This is a genomic window from Marinobacter lipolyticus SM19, from assembly GCF_000397065.2.
Lineage (GTDB): Bacteria > Pseudomonadota > Gammaproteobacteria > Pseudomonadales > Oleiphilaceae > Marinobacter > Marinobacter lipolyticus.
In genome coordinates this window covers 342,298-368,207 of sequence record NZ_KE007325.1, presented here as the reverse complement: position 1 = coordinate 368,207, position 25,910 = coordinate 342,298, and the positions used below count along the sequence as shown (strand labels likewise).

The following is a 25,910-nucleotide window of genomic DNA, read 5'->3' as shown; positions in this document are numbered from 1 at the left end:
CTGTCCGGCTTTTTCACAGGATACCGGGTCAAAACACCCGGCTGGCGTTGCTCTGGATCACTTCACAGAATCGCGTGCATCCGCCAGGATCCGGTTCAGGGTTTCGCTCGGCTGCATCACCCCGCAGACTTTATCCGCGGGCGGGTGGTAGTATCCACCGATGTCCGCAGGGTGACCCTGGATTACACTCATTTCTTCCAGAATCTTGTCCTTGTTCTCTTCCAGCTGCTTGGACAACTTGCCGAAGAATGCCTTCAGTTCCTGGTCACTGTCCTGCCTGGACAGCTCTTCCGCCCAGTAACGGGCCAAATGGAAGTGGGAGCCACGGTTGTCCAGCTCACCGGTGACGCGGGATGGAGACTGGTTGTTCTCCAGCAGGCGCTCGGTGGCCTTGTCCAGCGTCTGACCCAGCAGGCGTGCACGCTCGTTGCCGTGCTTCTCACCCAGCTCATCCAGAGAAACCGCGATCGCCAGGAATTCACCCAGGGAATCCCAGCGCAGGTGGTTTTCCTCCAACAGCTGTTGTACGTGCTTGGGCGCGGAACCGCCGGCACCGGTCTCGTACAGGCCACCACCGTTCAGCAGCGGGACGATGGACAGCATCTTGGCACTGGTGCCCAGCTCCAGGATCGGGAACAGGTCGGTGAGGTAATCGCGCAGCACGTTACCGGTGACGGAAATGGTATCCAGACCGCGAATCAGGCGCTCCATGGTCCAGCGGATAGCGCGAACCGGCGACATGATACGGATATCCAGCCCCTCGGTGTCGTGGTCTTTCAGGTAGGTCTGGACCTTCTTGATCAGTTGGGCGTCGTGAGCACGTTCATCGTCCAGCCAGAACACCGCCGGCATGCCAGTGGCGCGGGCGCGGTTAACGGCCAGTTTGACCCAGTCACGGATCGGCAGATCCTTGGTCTGGCAGGCGCGCCAGATATCACCGTTCTCAACCTTGTGTTCGGTCAGTACCGTGCCATCTTCGGCAACCACGCGCACCACACCGTCATCTTTCATTTCAAAGGTTTTGTCGTGGGAGCCGTATTCTTCCGCCTTCTGTGCCATCAGGCCGACATTCGGAACCGTACCCATGGTGGTCGGATCAAACGCACCGTGGGTCTTACAGAAGTTGATCACTTCCTGATAGATGGTGGCGTAAGTGGACTCGGGCATCACCGCCTTGGTGTCCTTGAGCTTGCCGTCACGGGCCCACATCTTGCCGGAGTTACGAATCATCGCCGGCATGGAGGCATCAACAATAACGTCGCTCGGTACGTGCAGGTTGGTGATTCCTTTTACCGAGTCCACCATGGCGATTTCCGGACGATGCTCGTAGCACGCGTGCAGGTCTTCCTGGATCTGTTCCTGCTTGGACTCCGGCAGTTGCTTGATCTTTTCAATAACGGAAGACAGACCGTTGTTGGGGTTAACGCCGATCTCGTCAAACAGGTCGCCGTACTTGTCGAACAGCTCTTTGTAGAAAACCTTCACCGCGTGACCGAAGACGATCGGGTGAGAGATTTTCATCATGGTGGCTTTTACGTGCAGGGAGAACATGACGCCGGTCTTTTCACAATCGGCAATCGCATCCTCGAAGAACTTGATCAGCGACTTCTTGCTCATGAACATGCCGTCCAGCACTTCGCCTTCCTGCAGCGGCAGCTCGGCCTTCAGGACGGTCTGTTCGCCCTTGCTGTTTTCGAACACGATGCGGGCATTGGTGGCCTTGTCCAGAGTCACGGACTGTTCGTTGGAGTAGAAATCACCACCGCGCATGTGGGCCACGTGGGTGCGGGAAGCCGGGCTCCACTCACCCATGGAATGGGGGTATTTACGGGCAAAGGCCTTGACGGCGGCCGGCGCGCGACGGTCGGAGTTGCCCTCGCGAAGTACCGGGTTCACGGCACTGCCGAGTACCTTGGCGTAGCGGGCCTGAGCTTCTTTCTCTTCGTCTGTCTCGGGGTGTTCCTTGTACTCGGGAACCTTGTACCCCTGTTCGTTCAGTTCCTTGATGGCTGCACGCAACTGCGGGATGGAGGCAGAAATGTTGGGCAGCTTGATGATGTTGGCATCCGGATCTTTGGTGTAGTCACCCAGCTCCGCCAGGGCATCGGGAACCCGCTGGTCTTCTTCCAGATAATCCGGGAACCCTGCCAGAATACGCGCCGCCAGGGAGATATCGCTGGTTCCGAATTCGATGCCGGCCGGCTTAGCGTAGGTTTCAAGGATGGGAAGAAGTGAACGTGTGGCGAGGGCTGGCGCCTCGTCGGTCAGGGTGTAGATAATCTTGGCTTTGGATGTTGTCATTTTCGTCCTCAGGCTAGAGTGTGAGTTCAGGACGGTCATGGCGGGGTCAGGTGTCTTGTGAACGCCCAACCTGAGCAATGACTGATACGGGAACTTTTGATAGGGCTACTAAGATACCATTTTTTCGCAGATTTTGGGTACGATCTTAGTATAACAACGGACTAAAAATGCGCTAAAACCTGTTACAGGTTGGTGAAAAGGCGGGATTTTACGAAACTTTCGGACATTGGGTTTGTGGATTTTGGCGGCTCGGAGCATGGCTGGGGGAAGCCCCCAAAACGGAAAGCGTGGCTTCCCTGACTGTTTTGGGGGCTTCCCCCAGCCATGCTCCTTGATACAACGTTGGAGTTGCCGTCCCGGAACCGTAGGTCGGATTAGCCACAGGCGTAATCCGACAACCAGTTCTCAGGCCATTGCACCGTCGGATTACGCCTGCGGCTAATCCGACCTACGGTTACCCCTTCGGCAGCAGGTTTGCCTCGGCCAGGCATTCGCGGATCTGATCAAGCGCCTCTGGATTGGCCAACGCGTCGCGGTTGTCGCTACGTGCCGAGCCGTTGATCAGTCTTGCGACGGCCAGTTCCACTTTCTTGCCACTGCGGGTGTAGGGAATGTCCGGCACGGTGATCACGTGTTTGGGCACGTGTCTTGGGCTGGCCCCTTCACGGATGCGGGTTTTCAGGCGTTTGACCAGTGCTTCCCCGAGATTTTCTCCCTCAGCCGGCACCACCAGCAGGACCACTTCCACGTCGCCGTCGATCTGGCGTCCGATGACGAGGCTGTCTTTCACCGCAGCCTCGGTTTCCACCTGGCGGTAGATTTCCGCCGTGCCGATTCTTACACCGCCCGGGTTCAGGGTGGCGTCGGAGCGGCCGTAGATGATGGCGCCGCCGTGTTCGGTGAATTCAATGAAGTCACCGTGAGCCCACACGCCCGGGAAGGTGTTGAAATAGGCATCGCGATATCGCTCGCCGTCCGGATCCTGCCAGAAGCATACCGGCATGGATGGCAGTGGCTGGCGGCAGACGAGTTCGCCGCGGCCTTCGCTGACCGGTTTGCCGTCGTCGCCATAGGCTACGGCGTCGACACCGAGGAAACGGCACTGGATTTCGCCACGGCGCACAGGCAACAGCGGGGTAGCGCCAACGAAGCAGCCGCAGATGTCGGTGCCGCCGGCGATGGAGCCCAGCAGCACGCCAGGGGCGCCGTCGCTGTAGACCCAGTCGTAGTCTTCCGGCAACAGCGGCGAGCCGGTGGAGAACAGTACCCGCAAGGCACTGAGATCCAGGGTTTGGGCGGGTTTGAGTTCGGCCTTCCGGCAACCGGCAAGGAAGCGGGCGCTGGTGCCGTAGTGGGTGACTTTCTCGTCGGCAACGACCTGCCACAGGAAGTTCAGATCCGGGTAGCCAGGCGAGCCGTCCACGGTGATCACCGCTGCGCCGGTCAGCAAGGCGGAGGCCTGCCAGTTCCACATCATCCAGCCGCAGGTGGTGAAGTAGAGGAAGCGGTCTTCCGGCCCGACGTCGCCGTGGAGCATCAGTTCCTTGGCGTGGTTGACCAGCAGGCCGGCGGCGCCGTGGACGATGCACTTGGGTTTGCCGGTAGTGCCCGAGGAATACAGGATGTAGACCGGGTGATCCGGAGGCAGCGGCGTAAAGGACGGCGCTTTGCCGGCACCGAAGGCCAGGGCGTTTTCCCAGGTGGTGACACGCTCGCCGGCGATGGGCGCTTCCTCCGGCAGCTGCTGGACGCTGACCACGCATTTCAGCGTTGGCAGCCCGGCGATCAGCTCGGCGAAATCGGCCTGACGCGCAAACACCTTACCGCCATAGCCATAGCCGTTCACCACCACCAGCGCGGAGGGTTCGATCTGACCGAAGCGGTCGAGAATCGCGCCTACGCCGAAGTCCGGCGACGCGGAACTCCAGATGGCCCCCAGGCTGGTCGCCGCCAGCATACCAACCAGCGCTTCATAGCCGTTGGTGACCACGCCGGCAACACGATCACCCTGCACAATGCCCTGATCCCGCAGGAAGGCTTCCAGAGCGCCGGTGTCGGCCTTCAGTTCAGCATAGCTGCGGCGCAATACCGGTCGGGTCTCGCAATAGGCCACAACCGCTTCATTATCGGCCTGCTCACCATCCGCCAGGCGCAGCAGGTTGGCGGCAAAATTCGTTGTCATGCCCGGAAACCATTCAGCGCCCGGCATATCCCGTTTGCCAAGCACCCGGTCTGCGGGGGTATCACTTACCAGCCCGCAATAATCCCACACCTTTGCCCAGAAGGTGTCCAGATCGTCGATGGACCACTGGTGCAGAGCGTGGTAATCAGTAAAGGGTCCGAAGCCCTGATCTTCCAGCCACGACTTGAAGCGGGCCATCTGGCAGTTGGTCAGGGTGTCTTCCGAGGGAGACCAGACTACCGGTGATTGTTCTGTATTACTCATCCGTCTCTCCTGCTCATTACTGCATGTGCCAGCCGTGGCTGACGACAATGGATTGGCCGGTCAGGGCTGCTGACGGGAAGGCAGCCAGATGAACGGCCAGTTCGGATACATCCTCAAGGGTCGTGAACTTGCCATCCACGGTATTTTTCAGCATGACCTTGCTGATGACGTCTTCCTCGGAAATCCCCAGTTCCTTTGCCTGCTCCGGAATCTGTTTGTCCACCAGGGGGGTCCGCACAAAGCCCGGACAGATGATATTACTGCGCACACCATGCTCGGCTCCCTCCTTGGCAACTGCACGGCAAAGGCCGAGCATACCGTGTTTGGCGGCAACGTAGGGTGCTTTCAGGGGTGACGCCTCCAGAGAATGCACCGAGCCCATGTACAACATGGTACCGCCACCGGAGGCATACATGTGTTGCAGAGCGGCACGGGTAACCAGGAAGGCGCCGTCAAGGTGGACGCTCATGACTTTGCTCCAGTCCGCAAACGCCAGCTTGTGCACCGGGTCGATGTGCTGGACACCGGCGTTGGCCAGGGCAATGTCCAGCCCGCCCCATTGCTCGACAATGGCGGCCACACCATCATCAACAGCCTGCTCATTGGTGACGTCCATCGCAATGGCCATGGCCGTGCCGCCGCTGGCTTCTATAGCCTGAACGGTGTCACGGGCACTTTCCAGGGTCAGATCGGCAACCGCGACCTTTGCCCCCTCACGTCCATAGTGTTCGGCAATGGCCCTGCCGATGCCACGACCGGCACCGGTCACCAGAGCAATCCGGTTTTCTAGACGCATTTTATTATCTCCTTAATTATAAGCCGCGGCGGGCAGCCAGGTAGCGATCTCGGGCACCAGGAATACGATGGCCAGCCCCACCAGCTGAATGATGATGAAGGGTATGACACCCTTGTAGATGTCCATCACTTTGATTTCCGGCGGCGCGACACCTTTGATATAGAACAGGGCAAAGCCTACCGGTGGCGTCAGGAACGACGTCTGCAGACACATGGCAAAGAGGATGGTGAACCACACCAGGTCAAAGCCCAGCGTTTGAACCACCGGCGCCACCAGCGGCAGGATGATGAGAGTAATCTCGACCCAGTCCAGGAAGAAGCCGAGCAGGAACACCGCGAACAGAATGGTCAGCACCACGCCATAGGGGCCGAATGGCAGTCCCAACAGCGCATCTTCGATTACCTGGTCGCCACCCAGGCCCCGCAATACCACAGAGAAGGCCGTCGCGCCCAGGAAAATGGCAAAGATGAAGGCGGACGTGCGCGTGGTCTGTTGCAACGATGAGTTGAGCACTTTCAGGTTCAGGCGTCTAGCCATCAGGGCCAGTAACAGAGCACCCAGAGCACCCACGCCGGAAGCCTCCGTGGGCGTGGCTATACCGGCAAAGATCGAACCAAGCACACCCAGGATCAGCGCAGCCGTGGGCACTACGGCCTTGGCCACTTCCCAGACAATACTCCAGGATACTTTCAGGGTACCTTCTGGCACCGGTGCAACGTGAGGCTGCAACAGGGGGCGGATAATGGCATAGGCCACGTACATGGCGCCCAGCATTAAACCGGGGAAGAACGCGCCCATAAACAGATCGCCCACCGACGCCTCGGGCACCGCCAGCCGGTCTGCCATCAGCACCAGCATGATGGACGGAGGAATCAGGATCCCCAGGGTACCGGTGGCACAGGCAGTGCCCACGGCAAACCCCTTGTCGTACTTGTTTTCCATCATCACCGGCAGGGAGAGCATACCCAGAAGCACCACGGACGCACCGATGATACCGGTGGTGGCTGCCAGCAGTACCCCGATGACAATCACTGTGACCGCATAGCCACCGCGAACGGCACCAAAGAGTTTTACCATAGCGTTCATCAGTCGCTCGGCGACGCCGGACTGATCAAGCATGATGCCCATAAAGATAAACATGGGCAGAGCCACAAGGGTCTCACTACTTACAACTTTCCACACCCGCTCAGGCACCAGCCCCATGGAGGAGGAATAGTCGAACCACAAATTGGCGCCGAAGTTATCAACCGCCACCACGCCAATCACCGTCCAGATAACCGCGGTGCCACCCAACACCCAGGCAACCGGAAAACCGGTCATCAACAATGCCCCGAACGTCAGGAACATGCCGATTACAAATAGGGTTTCAAGCTCCATCAGGACGCATCCTCTTTCTTGTTATTCCCGGACTCGATCCGGATTGGCTTCGGAAAGCCGAAAAGCAGAGCCGTTACTTTCAGCAGGCGGGACAGGGCAGCCAGAATCAGCAGTACAAAAGACAATGCCAGAATGCTCTTGAGAATCCAGCGATGTGGAAGCCCGGCGGGTGCCTGACTGGTCTCGCCCTGTTGCCAGGAACTGAAGGCGTAGGGAACCATTTCGTAAACTGCCAGCACGAGAAACGGCAACAGCAGGAACACCACGCCTAAAAGCTCAATCCAGGCCTGGCCTCTGAGAGACAGGCGTTCATGGATCACGTCCACCCTCACATGATCATCCGTCACCAGCGTGTAGCCCAGCCCCAGTAGCCAGCCTGCACCGGCCAGGTGCCACTGGACTTCTTCCAACGTCACCGAACCAAGGCCAAAGGCATAGCGGCCCACCACTGCATAGATGATCACGCCGGTGACCACCACCCAGAGCCAGGAAGCACTCTTGCCAATTGCAGAAATTACACCGTCTATAACCTGACTGAGCCAGGTTGTAGGAAACTCGGTGTGATGATGAATAAATTTACCGGCGTCAGACACGGATGCCCGCACATCCTGCGGTGAGCCTTTACCAGACACTGTCATACAACAGTTCCTCGTTCAGAAAGCCTGTCATGAAACAAGGATGGCCCCGAAGGGCCATCCAGACTCGATCACAGCACCGGAATTTTTTCCGGCGCCCCGGGATCAGCCCCGAACCTTACAGGTCCGCCGGAACATAGGCGCGCGTATCCCACACCTTGTACGTTTCCATGAACTCTTGCTGGCTTTCATAGACGCGCTTGAAATCGGCATCCTTGGAGGCTTCTTCCTCAAGCACTTCCTCAGTCACTTCTCTCAGCTTGAGCAGAACGTCACGGGGAATCTGGTCGGCCTGAACACCCTTGTCCTGGAATTCAGCCAGAACCTTGCCGTTCTTGTACTCGCCCTCGGCCAGACCACGAGTGGTGGCCGCGGTGCAGGAAGCCTCAACCAGCGCCTTCTGCGCATTGGTAGCCTTGTTCCACTCATCCTTGTTGATCAGCATGTACTGGGCCGTGAACTGCTGGTGCCAGCCCGGGAACAGGTTGTATTTGACGACCTGGTTGAAGCCCAGGATCTGATCAATGGCAGGCATGGAGAATTCGGTGGCATCAATGGTGCCTTTTTCCAGGGCCTGGTATAGCTCTCCGCCGGGCATCATGGTGACGGAGGCGCCCAGTTTTTCGAGAACCTTGCCACCCAGGCCAGCGAAGCGAATCTTCAAACCTTTGTAATCTTCTAGTGTTTTGATGGGCTTGGAGTACCAACCCGCTGTTTCAGGACCGATAATGCCGCACAACTGGGCATGAACCTTGAAGCCCTTGTTGTCGTAGACTTCCTGCAGCATTTCGTGACCGCCACCGAAGTAATACCAGCCAATGTAAGCGGGGGGCTTCATACCAAAAGGCACAGCGGCAAACAGGGGAATCGCAGGCACCTTGCCCTGGTCATAGCCGATCCAGGTATAGCCGGCGGATACCTTGCCGTCAGAAACAGATTGGAGAATATCGAAAGGGGGCACCAACTTGCCCGGCTCATATACCCGGACCTGAATGCTGCCATCAGAAGCTGTGGTCAGGTTATCGGCCACCCAGGCTGCGGGAGAACCGAGACCTGGCAGATTGGTGGCGAAAGCGACAGGCATTTTCCAGCGAAGGTCGTCTGCGAACGCCGATCCTGCGGACAGGGCGATCGCACCGGTAATTCCGGCGAGAGCCTTGAAGAGTTTCATTAGCGAGTCTCCTAGCATTGTTGTTTTATCCGGCCGCCGGTTCTTGACTGACGGTCCTAGTCTGAGTGTAGTCAGACATCGCAGAAAACGAGACAGACAATACAAATTGTGGGTCCAACGTTGAGCGCCAGTCTTGTTTTCCGCGTTGTTCTGACGTCCTGCGTCGGGGATTTAGCAGATGCCGTGCCAGACTCAGAAAAATCAAATAAATCAGCGACGTAAGTATTTTATTGCAGAGAAGGGGCAGATCGAAGCGTCCGGATTTCAGGACGCATTAAGACCTATGTCGTAGGTAGTTGTCCTGATCTTCGAACAACTGTCCTGATTTCAGGACATCCTGGCGAGCTTTTCATACAGAACGGAACGGGAAATACCCAGAAGCTTGGCTGCCCGGGTCCGGTTACCCCGACAGGCAACCAGCGCCGACTCAATCGCCTGGGCTTCCGCTTCCGCCATCACCTGAGCCAGCGGCCTGACCGGTCGGGGGGAGAGGGATGACTGCGGGCGAGATCCGTTACGGGGAAGCACCTTGAAGATGGCATCGGCATCCAGGAGGCCGTTATCCTCACCCATGGTGAGCGCCCGCTCGAGCACATTTCTCAGTTCACGAATATTACCCGGCCAGTCGTAACCTCCCAATGCCGAAACCGCGGCATCGGTAATCTCACCGCGCAATTCCAGACCGTCGCAGATGTCTTCCAGCAGAGCCTCACACAGCACACCCAGGTCCGCCAGCCGCTCCCTCAGGGGCGGAATCGGAATCTCCAGGACATTGAGCCGGTAATACAGATCGGAGCGGAAGCTGCCTTCAGCCATCATGGCTTCCAGGTTGCGACTGGTGGCGGCAATGACACGGACATCCACCGATACCACCTTGTTGGAACCCAGGGGCTCAATCTCCCCTTCCTGCAACGCCCGCAACAGCTTGGCCTGCAATGGCAACGGCATGTCGCCCACCTCATCCAGGAACAGGGTGCCACCGTTGGCGAGCTGAAATTTACCGTCCCGGGTGCGGCGGTCGGCGCCGGTATAGGCGCCGGGCGCCACACCAAAGAACTCCGCTTCCAGCAGGTTGTCCGGAATGGCCGCCACGTTGACCCCGACAAAGGGCTTTTCCGCGCGCCCGGATACCGTATGAATGGCCTGAGCCAGCACCTCCTTGCCGGTACCGGTCTCGCCCAACAGCAATACCGGCATATCGCGACCGGCGGCCAACCGGGCCCGGCGTTTGACCTCCAGGGAGGCCGGGCTCGCACCGACGAAATCCCCCAGGCTGTAGCGGGTACCACGGGTCTTTTTTGCCAGTGCCTTGCGGGCCGCCGCCAGGTCCTGGTGCAAGCGCCGAAACTTGCTGACCAAAGGCGTCAGCGGCTGTAGATCGTCGTAGAGGACAAAGGCCACCGCGCCAACGATCTCGCCTTCTTCATCAAAGAACGGCAGGCGGCTGACCACAAATTGCTGGTTCTGGTGTTCCATGATATCCAGCAGCAGCGGTTTCCCGGTCTCCACCACCTCGGGCATGCGGGTGTGCGGGATCACATCCCGCACGAACCGGCCGATCACCGATGACGGGGATTTGAATCCCAGCAAATCGGAGTAACTGGCGTTGATCCAGGTAATCCGGTTGTCACGACCAACAGCGATTGCCCCTGCGCTGGCCTCCTCGAACATCGGGATCAGGGCTTCGATGAGTTCTCGAGTCAGGCCATTCTTTTTATTGTGGGCAAATAGCTGTGTCATGTACCGGTTACCGCCAGAGAGATTGTCTTGCATGGTACAAAACCTGGGCAGCCCGTCAATCAGGGATATTCAGCTGGTTATCAGCAAACACGATCAGATCACTCTCCGGCGGCTGATCCTGGATATCCGGCACATTGGTTTCCGACAACGCCGTGGTGATATCACCCCGCGGCACCGTTCGCACCACCTGGCTCGGCGGCAGGGACCGGCCCTCGGTCAGGTGTTCGTAGACCAGATCCAGTGCCTGGAAGTAGTAATGGTGCAAGGGAACATAACGCTCCGCCACGCCCGGCAATCCATTCAATACATCCAGATGATGGGCGTTGAGAATTTCGTAATAACGCAGGCCGGAGCTATCACCTTCAACCCTCTGATTCAGCGCCAGGTATGGCCGGGATGTGTGGTTGATCGGCAGGATCGCATCGGCCCGCCCGGTAACAAACACGGCTGGCTTGCCCTGCAGGTCGCCACTGGCGCGGATCGCCTCAATACCCTGATCAATGGCATCGGCCAGGACGGAATCGGCTCCCTCCAGGGGATTGCCCGTGGCGACATCCTCCCCCTGCACCAGGCTGCGCAGGCACAACAGTGCATCCAGGCCATAGTCCTGCTGACCAGTACTGGCCGAAGCGCTCATGGCCAGATGGGTCGGCTGGCCCAGGGCATTGTCATTCACCACATTCACACCGGCACTTGGCGGAATGCCGTTGCTGGCCGAGAACAGGGCAGCTTCCTGTGATGGGGCCAACGGAACCACCGCTCCGGTGCCATCCGTCGCCGCCAGACTCAGACTGCACACCCGATCCTCAACGCCGGCCTGACCATAGGCATTGGCGTAGGTCATGGAGATACCCTGTGCCACCGAGAGGCCAAAATGCACCGGCGCCAGCAGGTTCTGCTCGAGCTGAATGCCGAAGTCTTCGTTCAGGATCCGCAAGGCATCGGTGGCACGTTCCTCGGTGGTAATGCCGGAAACCAGGCCCTTGCTGGCGAGCGAATCGCAGATGTTTTCACCAATAGCCGGCGGATTGAATACCGAGTTAAACGGTGCCACATCCCGAATGGCGGGTGCCTGGTTGGCACAGCCCTGATACACCGCCAGCGCCGTGGTGTAATCCAGCAGGCTGCGGCTGTGCCCGGAAATGACCGGGCCATTGCCCTGACGAATGGTAAACGAGTCATCCACCTGTGGGTTGATGTTGGGCTCGGAAACCGCGACACCGTCGATCAGCCCCCGGTCATCCTGCTCAGCGGCCCTGACAGAGGCGCCACCACCATTGGAAACGCTGGAGGCAATCACCAGGGTATTCCTCGGCTTGATGGTCATCAATCGCTCACCATTACCCAGTTCGCGGCCATACTTCTCGTTCAGCACATAGAAGCCAAACTCGATCGACTGCAGCACATGAGTCCCCCAGTCGGCTTCGGGGTTCACGCCCGAGTGAGCGTGCTTATAGGCAAACCGGTCCGGCCACTGGCTGTTGAAATCTGCCCGGGCGGCATCATCCAGGCTGGCCCGGAACAACACCGATTCATCGTCGGTGGTGGTCAGCGTACCGTCGATTCGCTGGGTACTGTTGGTGACCAGATTATGAGCGCCGGTTCCGGTGCCCTTGTCGGTATAGACTACGGCACAGCCTTTTTTCAGGCCCCATTCGCCAGCGGTACCAATCGCACCGTACACCCCCCGCGAACCGGAGGAAGGGGCGGTTACCATACAGGGCCGGCGAGGATCGAAACTGTCCGGCACCTGGACCATCGCAGTCACCGGCACCGTATGGCCTGCTACCGTCATCAAGGCGAGGAACTCCTCGCCGGCAATCAGACCGTTTCCGTCAACTCCGACAGTGGGCCCGAAGAACGTGCCATAACCGCCGCCCGGCGCGGTGTCCACCAGCGCGCGGTAGTTGTTGTAGATCGCCAGTCGTCGGAGTTCCGCGGGGGGTGGATTGAGGGCATCATCAAAGGCCGGCGGGGTTGCGCTGGCCAGACCGTCGGCGCCCAGGCCAGCCGTCAGCAGGTCGTCGGTCTGCCCGTCGTACCACGTCTGTTGGATATCACCGGAGATAAAATCGGGTATCGCATTGAATGGCGGCTTGCCCTCATTGCCAGTGGCGGGCGCAGCCCCGATTGCACCGATCAGGGTGCATAGCAGCAATCGTCTCATGATTCGTTCCTTGTTTGTTGTTGTTAACGGTCAGGCCGAACCTCAGGCACTCCGGCCCGACTGGCTGTCATGCGTATGCCGTGCCAACTCACCAAGGCACTGAAAACAAAGAATATTTACTGGAAAGATAGGAGTTCGATTCGAGGCTATCCGGGATTCCGGACACTGCCGTATCCACCGTTAGACTCTGGCGCACTGTAAACAGGCAGTTAATGGCAGTGTCCGGATAGCCAGACACTGTCCGGAAATACGAACAAGCAGGCGGACTCCGCCCCGACTGGACGGAGTCGCTGGAGGGGTCAGCGCCCCGAATTCACCCCGATCATGGATTTGACCGGGGATGACAGGTAACTCAAATGCAGACCGTTGGCTGGTATTTCCAGATCAAAGGCCACAATTCCCCCGACATCCACCGCCAGAGTTTGCGCCACCTGATTGTATTGCTCAATCACCTGACGACCATCATCCAGGAATCGGACTTCACCCGCCAGGTCCAGATCCAGAGGCACACTGTGCAGGTTGTGGGGCAGGTCCAGCGGGGTGGCCAGATCCGGCGCATCCAGGTAAGTCTTAACGTCGGTCTCGAAAACCGGAAAACCATCCTCACCTGTGCGGATAACCCCCGGAATCAAACGCGTGCGATTTCCCTCTTCATCCTCTGCATAGCGCATGCGGATAACCTGCGGACCGGTTGGTGTCTCTGCCCAGGTCAGGTCTGTTCCCACTTTGGCATTCACTGTCAGGGACGTGGTGGTCAGCAGGGTGGGATGGAGCAGGATGCGCACACCCGCAGAAGGATCATCCGGATCCACCGGACCCACAACCTCGGTGTTCAGGGCTCCGGTCATGTAGATGAACTTGAGCTCAGGACACTCGGTTTCAATCCAGGGCGAGAAGATATCCTTACGGTCGCGGTTACAGCCAACACGGGCCTCTTCGCGGTTCCGGCTGATGACCCGGGTAGCCTGGGGTGGCGTGAGTGGCTGGCCCATGTCATCCAGGGCCACTTCGGGTGGCTCTGTGCAGTCACGCTCGTAGACTTTGCGAATAACAACACCGTCACTGTCCGTCTCATCCACGATGCCACACTGAACCACCCCGTCGGCGTTCACATCCCGCACCGGGAGGTTTCTCAGGGGCAGCAGCACCGTATCGGACGGCGCACCGCCCCGGAAATAAATGGTCATATCCGGACCGCCCGATTGACTCAAACCGGCGAGCGCATCGGTCTCCAGAGCCTGGCCAGCGACAGAGCAGATGGCAAGATCGCAGTCCGGGGATTCAGATGCCTCCGAAGACAGGGTATATCGGTACCGGGCCCCTTGTTCCCATGGTTGCTCCGGATAGAACCAGAGCTTACGCGCGGTTATCTCAAGCCGGCCCGCCACCGGTTCCCGGGCAACCTCGACGTTATCACCGGTGCCATCACCCGGATCGGTCACCTTTTCCACCGTGAAAGTTTCGTTCAGGCGGATGGACGCAGGATCCATGGACTGGGAAAACGTCACCGCAATGGGCCGGTTAGCGGGCAGTGAAACCACCGGCATGCTTTCGTCATCCAGGTTGTAGTCAACGCCATTGCCATCAATGGCGCCAACGCAACGCCCATGCTGGTCGTTCAGTAAATCCAGCCCCTTGGTGACGCAGGGAAACCCGGGATAAACCGCCACCGCCAGTGGGGACGACGCAGACTGGTCCGCCTGGACCGGGAGCTCAAACGACAGTTCCTCGGGCACAGCGCCATTACCTGCCAGGTCGGTGAGGCCCGAGGTCAGCCGAATCTGGTAATGCGTACCGTGAACAAGCCCGCCGGCAGGCGCCACCGACACACTGGTTCCATCCACGGACAGGTCCAGCGCCTCCACGGGATTCCCGTCGGCGAGTACCCGGAGCCCGTCAGCGAGGGATTCGCGCGATACCGGTTCATCGAAATACAGGGTGATCGGATCCCCTGGCCGATGGGCGTTGTACAGACCGCTGCCGGCCTCATCGGGCATCCAGCTCAACAGCTCGGGGCCCCGGGTATCCACGAATGGGTCCGGCGCGTTCTGTTGGGCCCGATCCAGGGTATCCGCTTCGATCCGGAACGCCAGTGAGGCCACCGCATTCTCAAGCCCCAGCAGCCGCGGTTCGACCATGCTCAGGGCATCGATTTCCAGGGTCCCGTTCCTGATGATCGCGGTTCCTACCAGCTCCAGCCCAAGAATGGTCTGGGACAGCGCAGCATTCGGTTGCGCTTCCTCGGTGCTCATGGCGACATCCATGAACAGGCGGATATGCCGGGGCGCGTCATCCGCATCGGAGTATGGGTTCCGGTACAGGTACCCCACCGCATCGGAGATCGTGGTCACCCGGATGTCGCCCGTTGTCTGGACGCCACGGTCGGTCATCAACGGCACCACGCCGCCGACGTTCACATCCAGGGAGGTGCTGCTCAGTAACGTCCCGGCGGGGATCTGCAACGGTGTCATTTCGGGGTAGTCCGGCGCATAGGCCAGCTCTGCCCACATCTCGCCCGTCTGGTAGGAAGTGGGAGTATCTCCCAGCAACACCGAACTCAGGGCAATGCCGTTTATGGGCTCACCGTTCAGTACCGAGCGCAGGTCCCGGGCATCCGAGTTGGCAACCGCCGCCTGGTAGAGGATTTCCCCCGGGCCCGAGTCCTGAGGGGTGAGGGTGGTTTCATAATTGGCCAACTGATCGCCATAGGCATTGGGCAAGTCGCGGACAACCAGCCGGTAGGTTTCCCCGGGGTTCAGATCCGATGCTGAGCCGTCGGTAGCGGCGATCGGGTCTATCACCAGGTGCCGCTTTCCGGACAGAACCCGCGCGGGGACCAGGTTACCGGCACTGTCTTCCAGCCTCACCGACTCCCCGTAAACGGCGCCCGCCGGATGAATAGGCTGACTGAACGACAGTCGGAGGGTCGAAAAATCCACCAGGGGATAATGCTCACCGTCAGGGACCATGCCCTGGACTCCGAATTCGGCCGTCGTGCCGGAGAGTGAGGGGATACCACTGAAACTCCCACGGGTCTGAAACTCCAGGCTGCCATCACTACCCAGCTGCTCAATGGCAGTATCACCGGTTCGGACCGGTCGCTGCAGACGAACACTGTAGGTGGTGGCCGGTTTGAGGGCAGCAGCCGGGCGAATCACCCAGCTCTGGCCACCATCCACCGGGGTCAGCTTATGGTCTATCCGCTCATCCCCGGCCTCCAGTGCCAGTTCAGGCTCATCCACTGGCTGAGAAAACCTCAGGACCAGACTGGCCCGGGGCGAAACGTCCCGCTGACCGTCGGCGGGGTAGCTGTATATCAACGAGAGCGCAGGCCCTGGTGTCTGCATGCTGGAGTTTTCTCCCCCGCATGCTGACAGCAAGGCCGAAACCAGCATCAGTGAGCCGACTTTCCAAAGGTTCATGGATGCCTCCTGTTCAGAATTTCAGCGTGATGGAACCGGCGATGACATGGACTTCGCCCCCGGCAGTCACCTGCCCGTTGGTCACCGTTTCGTTACCAGAACCGGTGGAGCTCAGCTCAAACTCACGATCATCCAATTGATGGAACTGATACCCGATGTCCAGGCGGACCGGGTATGCCAGAAGACGCGTTTGCTCGTACTGCGCGGATAGGCCGAGCCCGACAATAAATCGGTCGCTGTCGTAATAGTTCACATCCGGTGTCAGGCCATCTCCAAGAGGAGATTCCTGATAGGCCAGTCCGGTAGTCAGCGCAAAATTGGGGTGGAACTGATACTCACCGCCGATACGGGGCACAATAATGTCATCAAAGCGCACCTCTGCCTGATCCTTGATCTGATCTCCTTCGAACTTGTCACTCAGGCCTGACCAGTTCTGTTGCTCAAGGCTGCCGCCAATCCGCCAGCCGCCGCCCTTGTACTGCAACCCCAGCGCCAGGGTTTCGGGCTGGTAGGAGTCGTAGGTACGGATGGTGAATTCGAGGGGGGCGGAAGCCGGTATCAACCCGGGAATGACCACACTCGAATCCACCGTGGTATTGGTATCCGAACTGGTGCGATAGACCGCAGCCACCTCCCAGCCACTGAGCAGGCACTGGCTTTCCTGGCAGAAGGTGCGCCCCAGATCGACACTGGTGGAATAGATCAGGCGAACCGAGGGTTGGGCGTCGACCGACAGCTTTTCCTTTTCGGTATTCCCCGCCAGATCACTGACGGCCCGCAGCTCCGCGCTTGCATGAAGCGTGACCCGAGCCGAGGCACCAACGCTGACGCCTCGCCACACATTCGAAGCCGCACCGATGTTCAGGAACAATGGCTGGCGGCCATACTCCAGGAATTGCCCCTCGCTGGATGTTTGCGAACCAAAGGCCAGCATTTCCTTGCCGTACTTTTCCACACCGGCAATAAACCCGAGGTAGATCGGCGGGCCGTTTCGAAACATCGACGTGAGATCGGTTTTCATACCGATCAGGACATGCTGACTTTCCTTTTCAAAGCTGAAGGTGCCGTTGCTACCTGTGGCTTCCAGATCAGGCTGGGCATGTAACAAACCGGTGGTCAGTTCACCACGGGAGTCCGAAGCCAGATAGGCGGGGTTGTAGAAATTGGCCGACACCTGAGTGTTAAACATGGATAAAGCCTGTGCGGAGGCTATATCCGTCGGCAACACGCCATAGGTCGATCCAATATTGCCCATACTTGCACTCACCAGAGGTGAAACGCCCACCAGGCTGGTGGCGAAAACAAGGCGGGAAAAAAGTACGGATCGGCGGATCATGTACGACATGGCTAAGTTCCTTTTGACACGCGGGAATTGGTTCTCCGAGCGGTAAGCCCGAGTCGTTCGTGGGGCGGAACCCTAAAGGCTCCGTTTCCTGTTCAGATTGGCAGGGTCGACCCGAACATCCTGGCAACCGGGTCATCACAAATGCGACACATGCCAACTGACTGGTTTCACTGAATTTTCAGAAATTCAGTTTCCGACATGTCGCCAGTTAACCCGGTAAAATGTGAGAAAAATCACAGACCTGTAATGCATCCGATCGCTGTCGTGGACCGTAAAAGCTTGATAATCCAATCTGGACTCACCCCTTCGGGAGCTCATAATGTCCATCCCATTCCGCTACCGGGTAACCATCATGCTGTTGATGCTGAGCAGCCTGTGGGGCTGCGCCACTCACTCCGGCGCACCAGCATCCACGCCGGATCACCCCCACACCGATTTCCGCATGCTCGACGATATTGCCTATACCCCCGAGGATTGGCCGCAGACTCTTTACGCCGACCTCTACCTTCCGGAAACCAACGGCAAACATGCCACCGTGTTACTGGTGCATGGCGGTGGATGGGAACGGCGCTCTCGCAAGGATATGGCGTGGATTGCCAGGGACCTGGCCAGTCGGGGATTCGCGGTAATGAACGTCGATTATCGCTTTGCGCCGGAGCACACCTTCCCCGCACAACTCCACGACGTGCAGATGGCAATGCACTGGCTTCACAGACACAGCAGCGAATACGGACTGGACCGCTCGGCCATCAGTGCCTTCGGCTTCTCATCCGGCGCTCACCTGGTGTCGCTGATGGCGCTGGTCGCCAGTTCCGACAGCCCGTTGAACGACCCTTACGGCGGTGACGCAACTCGTCCCACGGCCGTCGTCGCCGGTGGCATACCGGCTGATCTGGAAGCGTTTGATTCCGGCAGATTGATCAAGCAGTTCCTGGGAGGAGAACAGCAGGAGATACCCGACATCTACCGGCAGGCATCACCGGTGACCCATGTCACCCCCTCTGCTCCCCCGTTTTTCCTGTTCCATGGCGGCATGGATATGTTGGTGCCTTTTAGTCAGGCAAAACGGCTGCAGCAGACACTGAATGCGAACAGCGTGGACAATGAACTCTACCGGATGCACCTTCGTGGCCACCTGACCAGCTTCCTGACCGCAGGACAGGCGGTGGATCGGGCGGCGGACTTTCTGCGCCGGCACAGCCTCTCTGCTGACAGCGGGTCCTAGCCGATTCTGACGAAAGGCAGCAGGCTCAGGGCGGCGATGACAACGATGGCCAGGCACGCGGCTAGCGTTCGTACGGGTTTTTGCCGTAACCGGAACCAGAAGCCGCCGACCCGGCCCGCCGCGAGCTCGTGCTCGTATTCCGTCCGCTGTCGTGCCCGGCGCTGTTGCTGATACTCTTCCAGCAAAGTCCGGGCCCGGGCGGCCTCGTCATCGTCGTGAACCCAGAAGCCCCCCATGCTGATCCCCCAGCGACTGGGCGGGGTTTCGTAGTAACGAACGTCATGGGATGCGAACAATTCGCGGATTTCATCCGCCTCGTCATCGGGAACGTGGCGGAGATTCATCAGATGGTGGGGCATGGTATGTCTGGTATCGGTGGCCGGAATCCCTATATCCTAGCATTCATAGGGATACCCTACCGAACTTGCCACCGGGATGTTGAATGACCGACACCGCCATCCGGCTGCTGCTGGAATTTGACGACAAAGTACGCCGAGACCATGAGCAGCCTCCGGCTTTCCTGCACCGACGCGACCGGAAATACGCCCTGGATTGCCAACAACGCGACATGACTCCGTCGCCAGGGCACTGGCTGGCTCACCTGGAACGCCTGAGCGGGCAAGGAGGGGAGTCTGTTGCCGATGCCGCCCTCGGAACCTGGCGACGCATCATGACGGGATTTATCCTCGCTGGCTGTGCATTGGGGGTCCTCACCATGCTCGGCCTGTTGTTCTATGAGGGCGGCCAGCGCATCAACGTTACCGTAATCCTCGCCTTTGTTTTTCTCCAGTGCCTGCTGGCAGGCTTTACCACACTCCAGGCCTTTGCCGGATGGCAGCCCTGGCGCCCACTACTGACCCGATTTGCCGACCAGAAGTCGCCTGCGGCGCTGGGTAAACTCCAACCACAGCTCATGGCCAGGGCCGCTCATATCGGTGGCCTGGCATTCGGTACCTGCGGTTTGCTGACGCTGTTAGTGATGGTTGTGGTTCAGGACCTGGCATTTGGCTGGAGCACCACGCTCAATACTGACAGTCACCGATTCCTCGGCCTGGTCCAGACCATTGCAGCCCCCTGGCAATGGCTCTGGCCTGGCGCGGTGCCCGACGCCAGTCTGGTGGAAACCACCCGTTTCTTCCGGGCTCAGACCGGCAACCTCACCCTCAATCCGGCACGGCTGGGTGACTGGTGGCCGTTCGTCGCCATGGTGTGGACATTCTATGTCCTGCTGCCACGACTGGTACTGGCGGTCATCGCCAATGGACACCTGCAATTAAAGGCCAGACGGCTGCTCAACCGTCACCCGGGGCTGACCGCATTGCAGTACCGGATGGAAACGCCGGCACTGGAAACCGGTAACGCTCATAACGACGCCCAGCACCAGCCGGACACCTCCACCAACAGTCAACTGAAGCCGCTTCCGGAAAGTGACACCGTTATCTGCTGGGCCGGCGCCGGAGAGCCGGAGCTGCCGGATGCCCTGAATGGACCCGACACCCTGGTGCTCCGTGCCGGTGGCCGGGCCTCGCTTCAGGACGACACGCTTACCCTGGAGAAAGCCGCCAATCACCTTGCGCACATCACCCGGCCCGCGGTCATTGTGGTGACCCGCAGCTGGGAGCCCCCCACCGGCGAACTGCAGGATTTTCTCCAGCACGCCCGCGAACTATGGCCCCCCACCAGTCACGTGGCGGTGGTGCCGCTGACCACCTCCGGGCAGGAAGAGCCGCCCACGCACCAGGTCCAACAATGGCTGCGATTTACCGAGCGATTGGGAACCGACTTCGCCTGCGTCAGCCTTCCGCCATTGTTTCCTCAGAATCCATATCGTCAGGGGGAGCTGTAGCCATGGACAATGCCCCGGTTTTTGCTGTGGTGGGTCACCCCAACAAAGGCAAATCCAGTGTGGTGGCGACCCTGTCCCAGAACGATGCCATTGCCATTGCCCTGGAGCCCGGCACCACCCGTCAGCGCCAGGCCTATCCGTTAACCGTGGACGGCAGAACCCTCTACACCCTAGTGGATACCCCGGGTTTCCAGCGCCCAAGGCGGGTTCTGGAATGGCTGGACGCCCACAGTGTGTCCGCCTCGGATCGCGCCGAAACCGTCGCCGCTTTCGTGACCCAACACCGCGACGACCCGCGCTTTACTGACGAGTGCGAACTGCTGGCTCCGCTGGTCGAGGGGGCCGGCATCATCTACGTGGTCGACGGGTCGGTGCCCTACAGCGCGGAACACGAAGCGGAAATGACCATCCTGCGCTGGACCGGTCGCCCCAGCCTGGCCTTGATCAACAGCATTGGTCCGGACGACTACAGCACTGCCTGGCAGGCTGCGCTTGGTCAGTTCTTTCAGGTTATTCGCAAGTTTGACGCTGTTCGCGCACATTTTGAGCAACATCTCAGCCTCCTGAGGGCTTTCGGCCAACTGGAACCGGCCTGGGAGTCGCCCCTGGATCAAGCCACCGGTTTTCTCGCGGACCAGCGCAGGCAGCGGAAAACCCAGGCCGCCCGACTGATCGCCAAAGCCCTGGAAGACATAATGTCGTACCAGGAAAAGCGCACCCTGACGACCAATCAGGCCACGGAAACCAACGAGCGGGCCCTGGCGGATACTCTCAGGCGAAGTTGGTACCAGCACCAACGTCGTCGTGAACAGACCCTTCGGGTCTCCGTTGAACACCTGTACCAGCACAAGCGGATTCAGCGTCAGGAGGCAGAACTGGAGTGGCACAGCGATCACGACCTGTTCAGTGAGGACAGTCGCCGTGTCTGGGCTGTCAGCCGACGTTACCTGGCCACCGCAGGCTTTGGGGCCGGTGCCGTTGGTGGTGCCGGTATTGACGCACTCACCTTCGGTTCGTCACTGGGCACCGGTGCTCTGGTGGGAGGTATTCTCGGCGCCGCCGGCAGCTATTTCTATGGCGATCGGCTGGCGCTGCCGGCGTTGAAGATCGGCGCTCTACAGGACGGGCTGAAAACCGCCACCTTCGGCCCTGTACAGGACAGTCAGTTCGGCTATGTTGTATTGGGACGGGCCGTGGATCACTGGTGGCATATCAGCCACCGCAACCATGCCGGCCGCGATCAGCTTGATCTCGCACCAGCAGATAGTCACTGGCTGGAAAACCTGGACCGTAAAAGCCGGCAGGACATCCAGAGAGTCTTCAACCGGTGCCGCAAACGCAGGACACCCGACGACCGTCAGCGGGTTGTCTTTGCCGCCGCCATCGAGCAGGCGATGACGGTTTACGACGATTGGCGGTTGAACCGGACCTGACCGGGATGTTTATACTGTAGGGCTATTCCATCACAAAATGAGGAATGCGAATGAAAATCGTACGAGTGCAAGACATCATCGGTACCGAGCGCGAAGTCAGCGGCCCGGGCTGGACCAGCCGTCGCATGCTGCTGAAAAAGGATGGCATGGGTTTCTCCTTCCACGAGACCATCATCCCCGCCGGCGCAGAGCTCAACCTCTGGTACAAACATCACCTGGAAGCCGTTTATTGCGTTGCCGGTAATGGCAGCATTCTGGACAAGGCCACCGGTGAAACCCACGAAATCACCGACGGCACGCTGTACGCACTCGACAAGCACGACCAGCATACGCTCCGTGGCGGCACCGAAGACATGCGCCTGATCTGTGCCTTCAACCCGCCAGTTACCGGTCGCGAAGTGCATGACGAGGACGGCGCCTACCTGCCGGATACCGGCGAAGACTAAGCCGCACTCCGTGGCTGATCCCCGCGCCACCACACCGCCACCGCAGGCAACGCTGCTTCCGGTGGCGGTGTTGCTTTGGCTCGCCGGCGTCTACCTGCGCATACCGATACTCGTCGCACCGCCGCTGGCACCCTTCATCGGTGACGAACTGGCCCTGTCCCAGACACTGACCGGCGCGCTGACCACCTTGCCGATCCTGATGCTGGCCATCGGCTCCATGCCCGGCTCCCTGGCCATCGCCCGTATCGGTCCGCGTAATACCCTGGCGCTGGCGATGCTGATCATGGTCATTGGCTCCGCCGGGCGTGGCCTGGTACCGGACACCTTCACCCTGATGCTCGCCAGCGCCGTCATGGGCCTGGGCGTCGCCATGATGCAACCGGCCCTGCCCGCACTGCTGCCGCGCTGGCTGGAGCCCCACCACCTGGCCCTGGGTTCTGCCATCTACATGAATGGTATGCTGATGGGCGAATTTATTGGGGCGGGAATTACCTTACCCGTGCTGATGCCGCTGCTGGACAACAGTTGGCGTGCCACGCTCCTTGCCTGGTCATTGCCGGCCCTTCTGATCGCCGCTGCCCTGTACCTGCCCAAAAGAGACCGGGCAAAACCGGTGGGCAAAGTCGCCTGGTTACCGGACTGGAGCAATCCGCTGACCCTGCGAGTCGGTCTCCTCCTTGGCCTTTCCGGCTCCATGTTCTTTGGCCTCAACGCCTACATGGGTAACCTGCTGGAACAGCAAGGACAGTTCAACAAACTCGCCGACGCCCTGTTCTGGTACAACATCGCCCAGGTCTTCGCCTCCCTGATCATGCTCAAGATGGCCAGAATCTGGGTAGGCCGCCGCTCCGCGATCATCATTACTGCCTTGCTCAGCATCATCGGCACCCTGGGCGCCATCACCTTCACCGGCTGGTGGACCATCGCCAGCGCCACCCTTATGAGCCTCACTGCCGGCATCCTGCTAATCCTGCTGGTCGCGGTACCACCGTTGGTCACATCGTCACAGGAAACCGGCCGCCTCTCCGCCGGCACCTTCCTGGTCGGCTACACCATGGCCTTCTCCGTTCCGATGCTCGGTGGCCTGCTGGCCGACTGGACCGGCGATGCCCGCCACGCCATCCTCACCATCGTCGCCTACAGCGTCCTGGTCCTCCCCCTGGCCTTCACCCTGGACCTGAAACGAAAAAAGGACCAGCCCGTAGGCTGATCCTTTCACAATGACTCCCACACCAAAGGCTGAAAGGCCGTGGGGCGGGGTGTCTTTTCCGCCGGGAAAAAAATGTCTGAGCAAAGCGAGTTATTTTTCCCAGAGGAAAAGACACCCCGCCCCGCGGCCCGACTCCCAACTAGATGTAATAGTCTTTTAGCGGAGGAAAACCGTTGAACTCCACCGCACTGTAGGTCGTCGTATAGGCACCCGTAGAGAGCCAGTACATCCGGTCGCCAATCGCCAGATTCAAAGGCAGCGGATACTTGTGATGCTCATACATGATATCCGCACTGTCGCAGGTCGGCCCGGCGATGACACAGTCTTCGCCTTCACCGGATTTTTCCGTCCAGATCGGGAACTTGATGGACTCGTCGAGGGTCTCGATCAGTCCCGAAAACTTGCCCACATCGGTATAGACCCAGCGGTGCAGGGCGGTCCGTGATTTACGGGAAATCAGCACGACTTCACTGACCAGAACTCCGGCGTTGGATATCAGCGAACGGCCCGGCTCAATGATAATCTCAGGCAGATTGTCACCAAAATCTTCCTGCAGGAATCGAGCGATTTCTTCCGCATACACTTTCAGCTCGTTGGTGCGGGTAATGTAGTTAGCCGGGAAGCCTCCGCCCATATTGATCATCTTCAGTTCGATGCCGTCTTCTTCCTTCAGGCGCTCGAAAATCACCTTAACCTTACCCAGAGCGGCATCCCAGGCGCCGATCTCCCGTTGCTGGGAACCCACGTGGAAAGACACACCGTAGGGCACCAGGCCCAGATCACGGGCCAAAATCAGCAGGTCCATGGCCATGTCGGTCTGGCAGCCAAACTTGCGGGACAACGGCCAGTCCGCCGTCAGCGTGCCTTCGGTCAGGATACGCACATACACCTTTGAGCCTGGGGCAGCCTTGGAAATATTGCGCAGGTCAGCTTCGGAATCGGTGGCGAACAGGCGCACGCCTTTCTCGTAAAAAGTGCGGATGTCCCGCGCCTTCTTGATGGTGTTGCCGTAGCTGATGCGATCACCGGTCACACCCAGCGCCATGACCTTGTCCAGTTCATACACAGAGGCGATGTCAAAACTGGCCCCCTTGTCACGCAGCATGGTCAGAATCTGCGGCGCCGGATTGGCCTTGACCGCATAGTAAACGTTGGCGTACGGAAAACCTTCCACCAGTTCGTTGTACTGACGGTCAATGGTGGCGGTGTCGATCACCACGCATGGGGTTTCCTTGGTATCGGCAAAAGCCTTGATACGGGCAAAGGTCTCGGCGTCGTAATAATCGGCGATGTGGGCGTTGGCAGACTCGGTCATGGATGGTGTTTCCCTCCAGCGGGCAAACAGGCATAAAAAAGGGGCGCTACAGCCTGGCTGCAGCTCCCCGGATTGGCGCGATCATCGGGCTTTTTTTCTGAGCCGGATATGCGCATATCTACCCATAACCGGGCAGCCTTTCCCTACTCGTTATGGGGCTAAACGGCTATGGGCCAAAGCGGTGTCGGATCCGTTGGGCCATCGGGATCTTTTGGCTCGGTCTGGCAATGCAAATAGTCGAGAATGGCCTGCTGCAACTCGCGGCCCTGTCCCAGTCCCTGGTTGCCAAACAACCGATTGAACTCAAGGACATAGGGGTACCCCTCAACCAGCGCGATGTCGAAGCCGGCGTGATCGACCTCCAGCTCCTTCGCCAGACGCAACGCCAGATCCGTCATCACCGAAGGTACAGGGCTGGTATCAATACGGCCGCCCCGGGCGACATTATTGTAAAACCCCTGATCTGCCTGAGTTCTCCAGTAGGCGGTCAACACCCGGTCGCCGACAACCACTACCCGCGCGTCCCGATCCAGCGGCAGGTATTCCTGTGCGTAAAGCACATCGGTCCGTTCACAATAGCGGTGCCAGTCTTCCCGGTTTTCAATCAGCCAGACCCCTTCGCCCATGCTGGCTTTCGGCAGCTTGGCCACAAAGGGATGCACCATCGCTTCCCAGATCAGTTCCCGCTCCTGCGGGCCGTTGGCTTCGATCATGGTCCACGGCGTGTGCTCCGGCGCAACGGTCTGAAATGCCCGGGTCATCTCCACCTTGTCGTGGCCAATTCGATAGCTGGCAATGCTTGGAAACACCCGGCATTTCAAGCCATGAACCAGGGCGTTCAATTGCCAGTATTCCGGAAACAATACCCAGTCCGACTCTCTCAGGAGCTCCTTGTGTTGCAGAAATTGTTCAGGCTTCAGGGTGCTGGTATTGGGAAAGCCCAGGGTGCGAAAAATATCGAAAGAAACCAGTTTCATTGTGAGTTTGTGTGCTCCGGTGAGGTGATCGCATTTTATACAGCTTTGGGTTCGGCGC

The 25,910-nt window shown here is 59.3% G+C and carries 18 protein-coding genes; 5 read left to right on the top strand and 13 right to left on the bottom strand.

The features are described from left to right. Positions 1-57 precede the first annotated feature (57 nt). From MARLIPOL_RS11100 to MARLIPOL_RS11055, 10 genes are all read right to left on the bottom strand, one after another. Positions 58-2,301, bottom strand: coding sequence for an NADP-dependent isocitrate dehydrogenase (locus MARLIPOL_RS11100; protein ID WP_012138204.1), 2,244 nt, complete (start codon positions 2,299-2,301; stop codon positions 58-60). Between the two features lie 454 nt (positions 2,302-2,755). Beyond that, positions 2,756-4,747 (bottom strand): acetoacetate--CoA ligase, encoded by a 1,992-nt coding sequence (locus tag MARLIPOL_RS11095; protein WP_012138203.1) that lies wholly within the window; start codon positions 4,745-4,747, stop codon positions 2,756-2,758. 16 nt (positions 4,748-4,763) lie between these two features. Continuing rightward, complete coding sequence (locus MARLIPOL_RS11090) at positions 4,764-5,543, bottom strand: 3-hydroxybutyrate dehydrogenase (protein WP_012138201.1); 780 nt, start codon at positions 5,541-5,543, stop codon at positions 4,764-4,766. A 12-nt stretch (positions 5,544-5,555) separates the two neighbouring features. Next, complete coding sequence (locus tag MARLIPOL_RS11085) at positions 5,556-6,920, bottom strand: TRAP transporter large permease (protein WP_012138200.1); 1,365 nt, start codon at positions 6,918-6,920, stop codon at positions 5,556-5,558. After that, positions 6,920-7,558, bottom strand: a complete 639-nt coding sequence (locus MARLIPOL_RS11080) for a TRAP transporter small permease subunit (RefSeq protein ID WP_012138199.1) — start codon at positions 7,556-7,558, stop codon at positions 6,920-6,922. Before MARLIPOL_RS11080 ends, MARLIPOL_RS11085 begins: the two co-directional genes overlap by 1 nt. A gap of 115 nt (positions 7,559-7,673) precedes the next feature. Then, on the bottom strand, positions 7,674-8,726 hold the full coding sequence (locus tag MARLIPOL_RS11075; RefSeq protein WP_012138198.1) for a TRAP transporter substrate-binding protein: 1,053 nt from the start codon (positions 8,724-8,726) through the stop codon (positions 7,674-7,676). A gap of 327 nt (positions 8,727-9,053) precedes the next feature. Further along, positions 9,054-10,466 carry a sigma-54 interaction domain-containing protein gene (locus tag MARLIPOL_RS11070; RefSeq protein WP_036191454.1) on the bottom strand — a complete coding sequence of 471 codons (1,413 nt, stop codon included), beginning with the start codon at positions 10,464-10,466 and terminating at the stop codon, positions 9,054-9,056. Between the two features lie 55 nt (positions 10,467-10,521). Continuing rightward, positions 10,522-12,633 (bottom strand): 3-hydroxybutyrate oligomer hydrolase family protein, encoded by a 2,112-nt coding sequence (locus tag MARLIPOL_RS11065; RefSeq protein ID WP_012138195.1) that lies wholly within the window; start codon positions 12,631-12,633, stop codon positions 10,522-10,524. 299 nt (positions 12,634-12,932) lie between these two features. Then, positions 12,933-16,055 carry an Ig-like domain-containing protein gene (locus MARLIPOL_RS11060; protein ID WP_012138194.1) on the bottom strand — a complete coding sequence of 1,041 codons (3,123 nt, stop codon included), beginning with the start codon at positions 16,053-16,055 and terminating at the stop codon, positions 12,933-12,935. A 13-nt stretch (positions 16,056-16,068) separates the two neighbouring features. After that, on the bottom strand, positions 16,069-17,400 hold the full coding sequence (locus tag MARLIPOL_RS11055) for an outer membrane protein transport protein (protein WP_012138193.1): 1,332 nt from the start codon (positions 17,398-17,400) through the stop codon (positions 16,069-16,071). Positions 17,401-17,719: 319 nt separating this feature from the next. Here MARLIPOL_RS11055 and MARLIPOL_RS11050 point away from each other — a divergent pair, with 319 nt between their 5' ends. Further along, the gene (locus MARLIPOL_RS11050) at positions 17,720-18,625 is read left to right on the top strand and encodes an alpha/beta hydrolase (RefSeq protein ID WP_012138192.1); all 906 of its coding nucleotides are present in this window, start codon (positions 17,720-17,722) and stop codon (positions 18,623-18,625) included. On the opposite strand, the gene MARLIPOL_RS11045 is transcribed toward MARLIPOL_RS11050, so the two are convergent. Next, positions 18,622-18,984, bottom strand: a complete 363-nt coding sequence (locus MARLIPOL_RS11045) for a DUF6164 family protein (protein ID WP_012138191.1) — start codon at positions 18,982-18,984, stop codon at positions 18,622-18,624. The two genes, MARLIPOL_RS11050 and MARLIPOL_RS11045, sit on opposite strands and share 4 nt — an antisense overlap. Before the next feature lie 83 nt (positions 18,985-19,067). Here MARLIPOL_RS11045 and MARLIPOL_RS11040 point away from each other — a divergent pair, with 83 nt between their 5' ends. The 4 genes from MARLIPOL_RS11040 to MARLIPOL_RS11025 are packed head-to-tail and all read left to right on the top strand — an operon-like array spanning position 19,068 to position 23,560. After that, entirely contained in the window at positions 19,068-20,471 is a 1,404-nt protein-coding gene (locus MARLIPOL_RS11040) for a DUF2868 domain-containing protein (RefSeq protein ID WP_012138190.1), read from the top strand. Between the two features lie 2 nt (positions 20,472-20,473). Beyond that, the gene (locus MARLIPOL_RS11035) at positions 20,474-21,904 is read left to right on the top strand and encodes a GTPase/DUF3482 domain-containing protein (protein ID WP_012138189.1); all 1,431 of its coding nucleotides are present in this window, start codon (positions 20,474-20,476) and stop codon (positions 21,902-21,904) included. Between the two features lie 50 nt (positions 21,905-21,954). Further along, the gene (locus MARLIPOL_RS11030; RefSeq protein WP_012138188.1) at positions 21,955-22,350 is read left to right on the top strand and encodes an ectoine synthase; all 396 of its coding nucleotides are present in this window, start codon (positions 21,955-21,957) and stop codon (positions 22,348-22,350) included. A 10-nt stretch (positions 22,351-22,360) separates the two neighbouring features. After that, positions 22,361-23,560 carry an MFS transporter gene (locus MARLIPOL_RS11025; RefSeq protein WP_012138187.1) on the top strand — a complete coding sequence of 400 codons (1,200 nt, stop codon included), beginning with the start codon at positions 22,361-22,363 and terminating at the stop codon, positions 23,558-23,560. Between the two features lie 139 nt (positions 23,561-23,699). Here MARLIPOL_RS11025 and MARLIPOL_RS11020 read toward each other — a convergent pair whose 3' ends face one another. After that, positions 23,700-24,875: a type III PLP-dependent enzyme gene (locus MARLIPOL_RS11020; protein WP_012138186.1), complete on the bottom strand. Its 1,176-nt coding sequence runs from the start codon at positions 24,873-24,875 to the stop codon at positions 23,700-23,702. 158 nt (positions 24,876-25,033) lie between these two features. Further along, positions 25,034-25,852, bottom strand: a complete 819-nt coding sequence (locus tag MARLIPOL_RS11015) for an ATP-grasp domain-containing protein (RefSeq protein WP_012138185.1) — start codon at positions 25,850-25,852, stop codon at positions 25,034-25,036. Between the last annotated feature and the right edge of the window lie 58 nt (positions 25,853-25,910).

Coding starts and splice junctions, on each gene's coding strand:
- MARLIPOL_RS11100 (WP_012138204.1), bottom strand. CDS start 2,301: ATGACAACATCCAAAGCCAAGATTATCTACACCCTGACCGACGAGGCG.
- MARLIPOL_RS11095 (WP_012138203.1), bottom strand. CDS start 4,747: ATGAGTAATACAGAACAATCACCGGTAGTCTGGTCTCCCTCGGAAGAC.
- MARLIPOL_RS11090 (WP_012138201.1), bottom strand. CDS start 5,543: ATGCGTCTAGAAAACCGGATTGCTCTGGTGACCGGTGCCGGTCGTGGC.
- MARLIPOL_RS11085 (WP_012138200.1), bottom strand. CDS start 6,920: ATGGAGCTTGAAACCCTATTTGTAATCGGCATGTTCCTGACGTTCGGG.
- MARLIPOL_RS11080 (WP_012138199.1), bottom strand. CDS start 7,558: ATGACAGTGTCTGGTAAAGGCTCACCGCAGGATGTGCGGGCATCCGTG.
- MARLIPOL_RS11075 (WP_012138198.1), bottom strand. CDS start 8,726: ATGAAACTCTTCAAGGCTCTCGCCGGAATTACCGGTGCGATCGCCCTG.
- MARLIPOL_RS11070 (WP_036191454.1), bottom strand. CDS start 10,466: ATGACACAGCTATTTGCCCACAATAAAAAGAATGGCCTGACTCGAGAA.
- MARLIPOL_RS11065 (WP_012138195.1), bottom strand. CDS start 12,633: ATGAGACGATTGCTGCTATGCACCCTGATCGGTGCAATCGGGGCTGCG.
- MARLIPOL_RS11060 (WP_012138194.1), bottom strand. CDS start 16,055: ATGAACCTTTGGAAAGTCGGCTCACTGATGCTGGTTTCGGCCTTGCTG.
- MARLIPOL_RS11055 (WP_012138193.1), bottom strand. CDS start 17,400: ATGTCGTACATGATCCGCCGATCCGTACTTTTTTCCCGCCTTGTTTTC.
- MARLIPOL_RS11050 (WP_012138192.1), top strand. CDS start 17,720: ATGTCCATCCCATTCCGCTACCGGGTAACCATCATGCTGTTGATGCTG.
- MARLIPOL_RS11045 (WP_012138191.1), bottom strand. CDS start 18,984: ATGCCCCACCATCTGATGAATCTCCGCCACGTTCCCGATGACGAGGCG.
- MARLIPOL_RS11040 (WP_012138190.1), top strand. CDS start 19,068: ATGACCGACACCGCCATCCGGCTGCTGCTGGAATTTGACGACAAAGTA.
- MARLIPOL_RS11035 (WP_012138189.1), top strand. CDS start 20,474: ATGGACAATGCCCCGGTTTTTGCTGTGGTGGGTCACCCCAACAAAGGC.
- MARLIPOL_RS11030 (WP_012138188.1), top strand. CDS start 21,955: ATGAAAATCGTACGAGTGCAAGACATCATCGGTACCGAGCGCGAAGTC.
- MARLIPOL_RS11020 (WP_012138186.1), bottom strand. CDS start 24,875: ATGACCGAGTCTGCCAACGCCCACATCGCCGATTATTACGACGCCGAG.
- MARLIPOL_RS11015 (WP_012138185.1), bottom strand. CDS start 25,852: ATGAAACTGGTTTCTTTCGATATTTTTCGCACCCTGGGCTTTCCCAAT.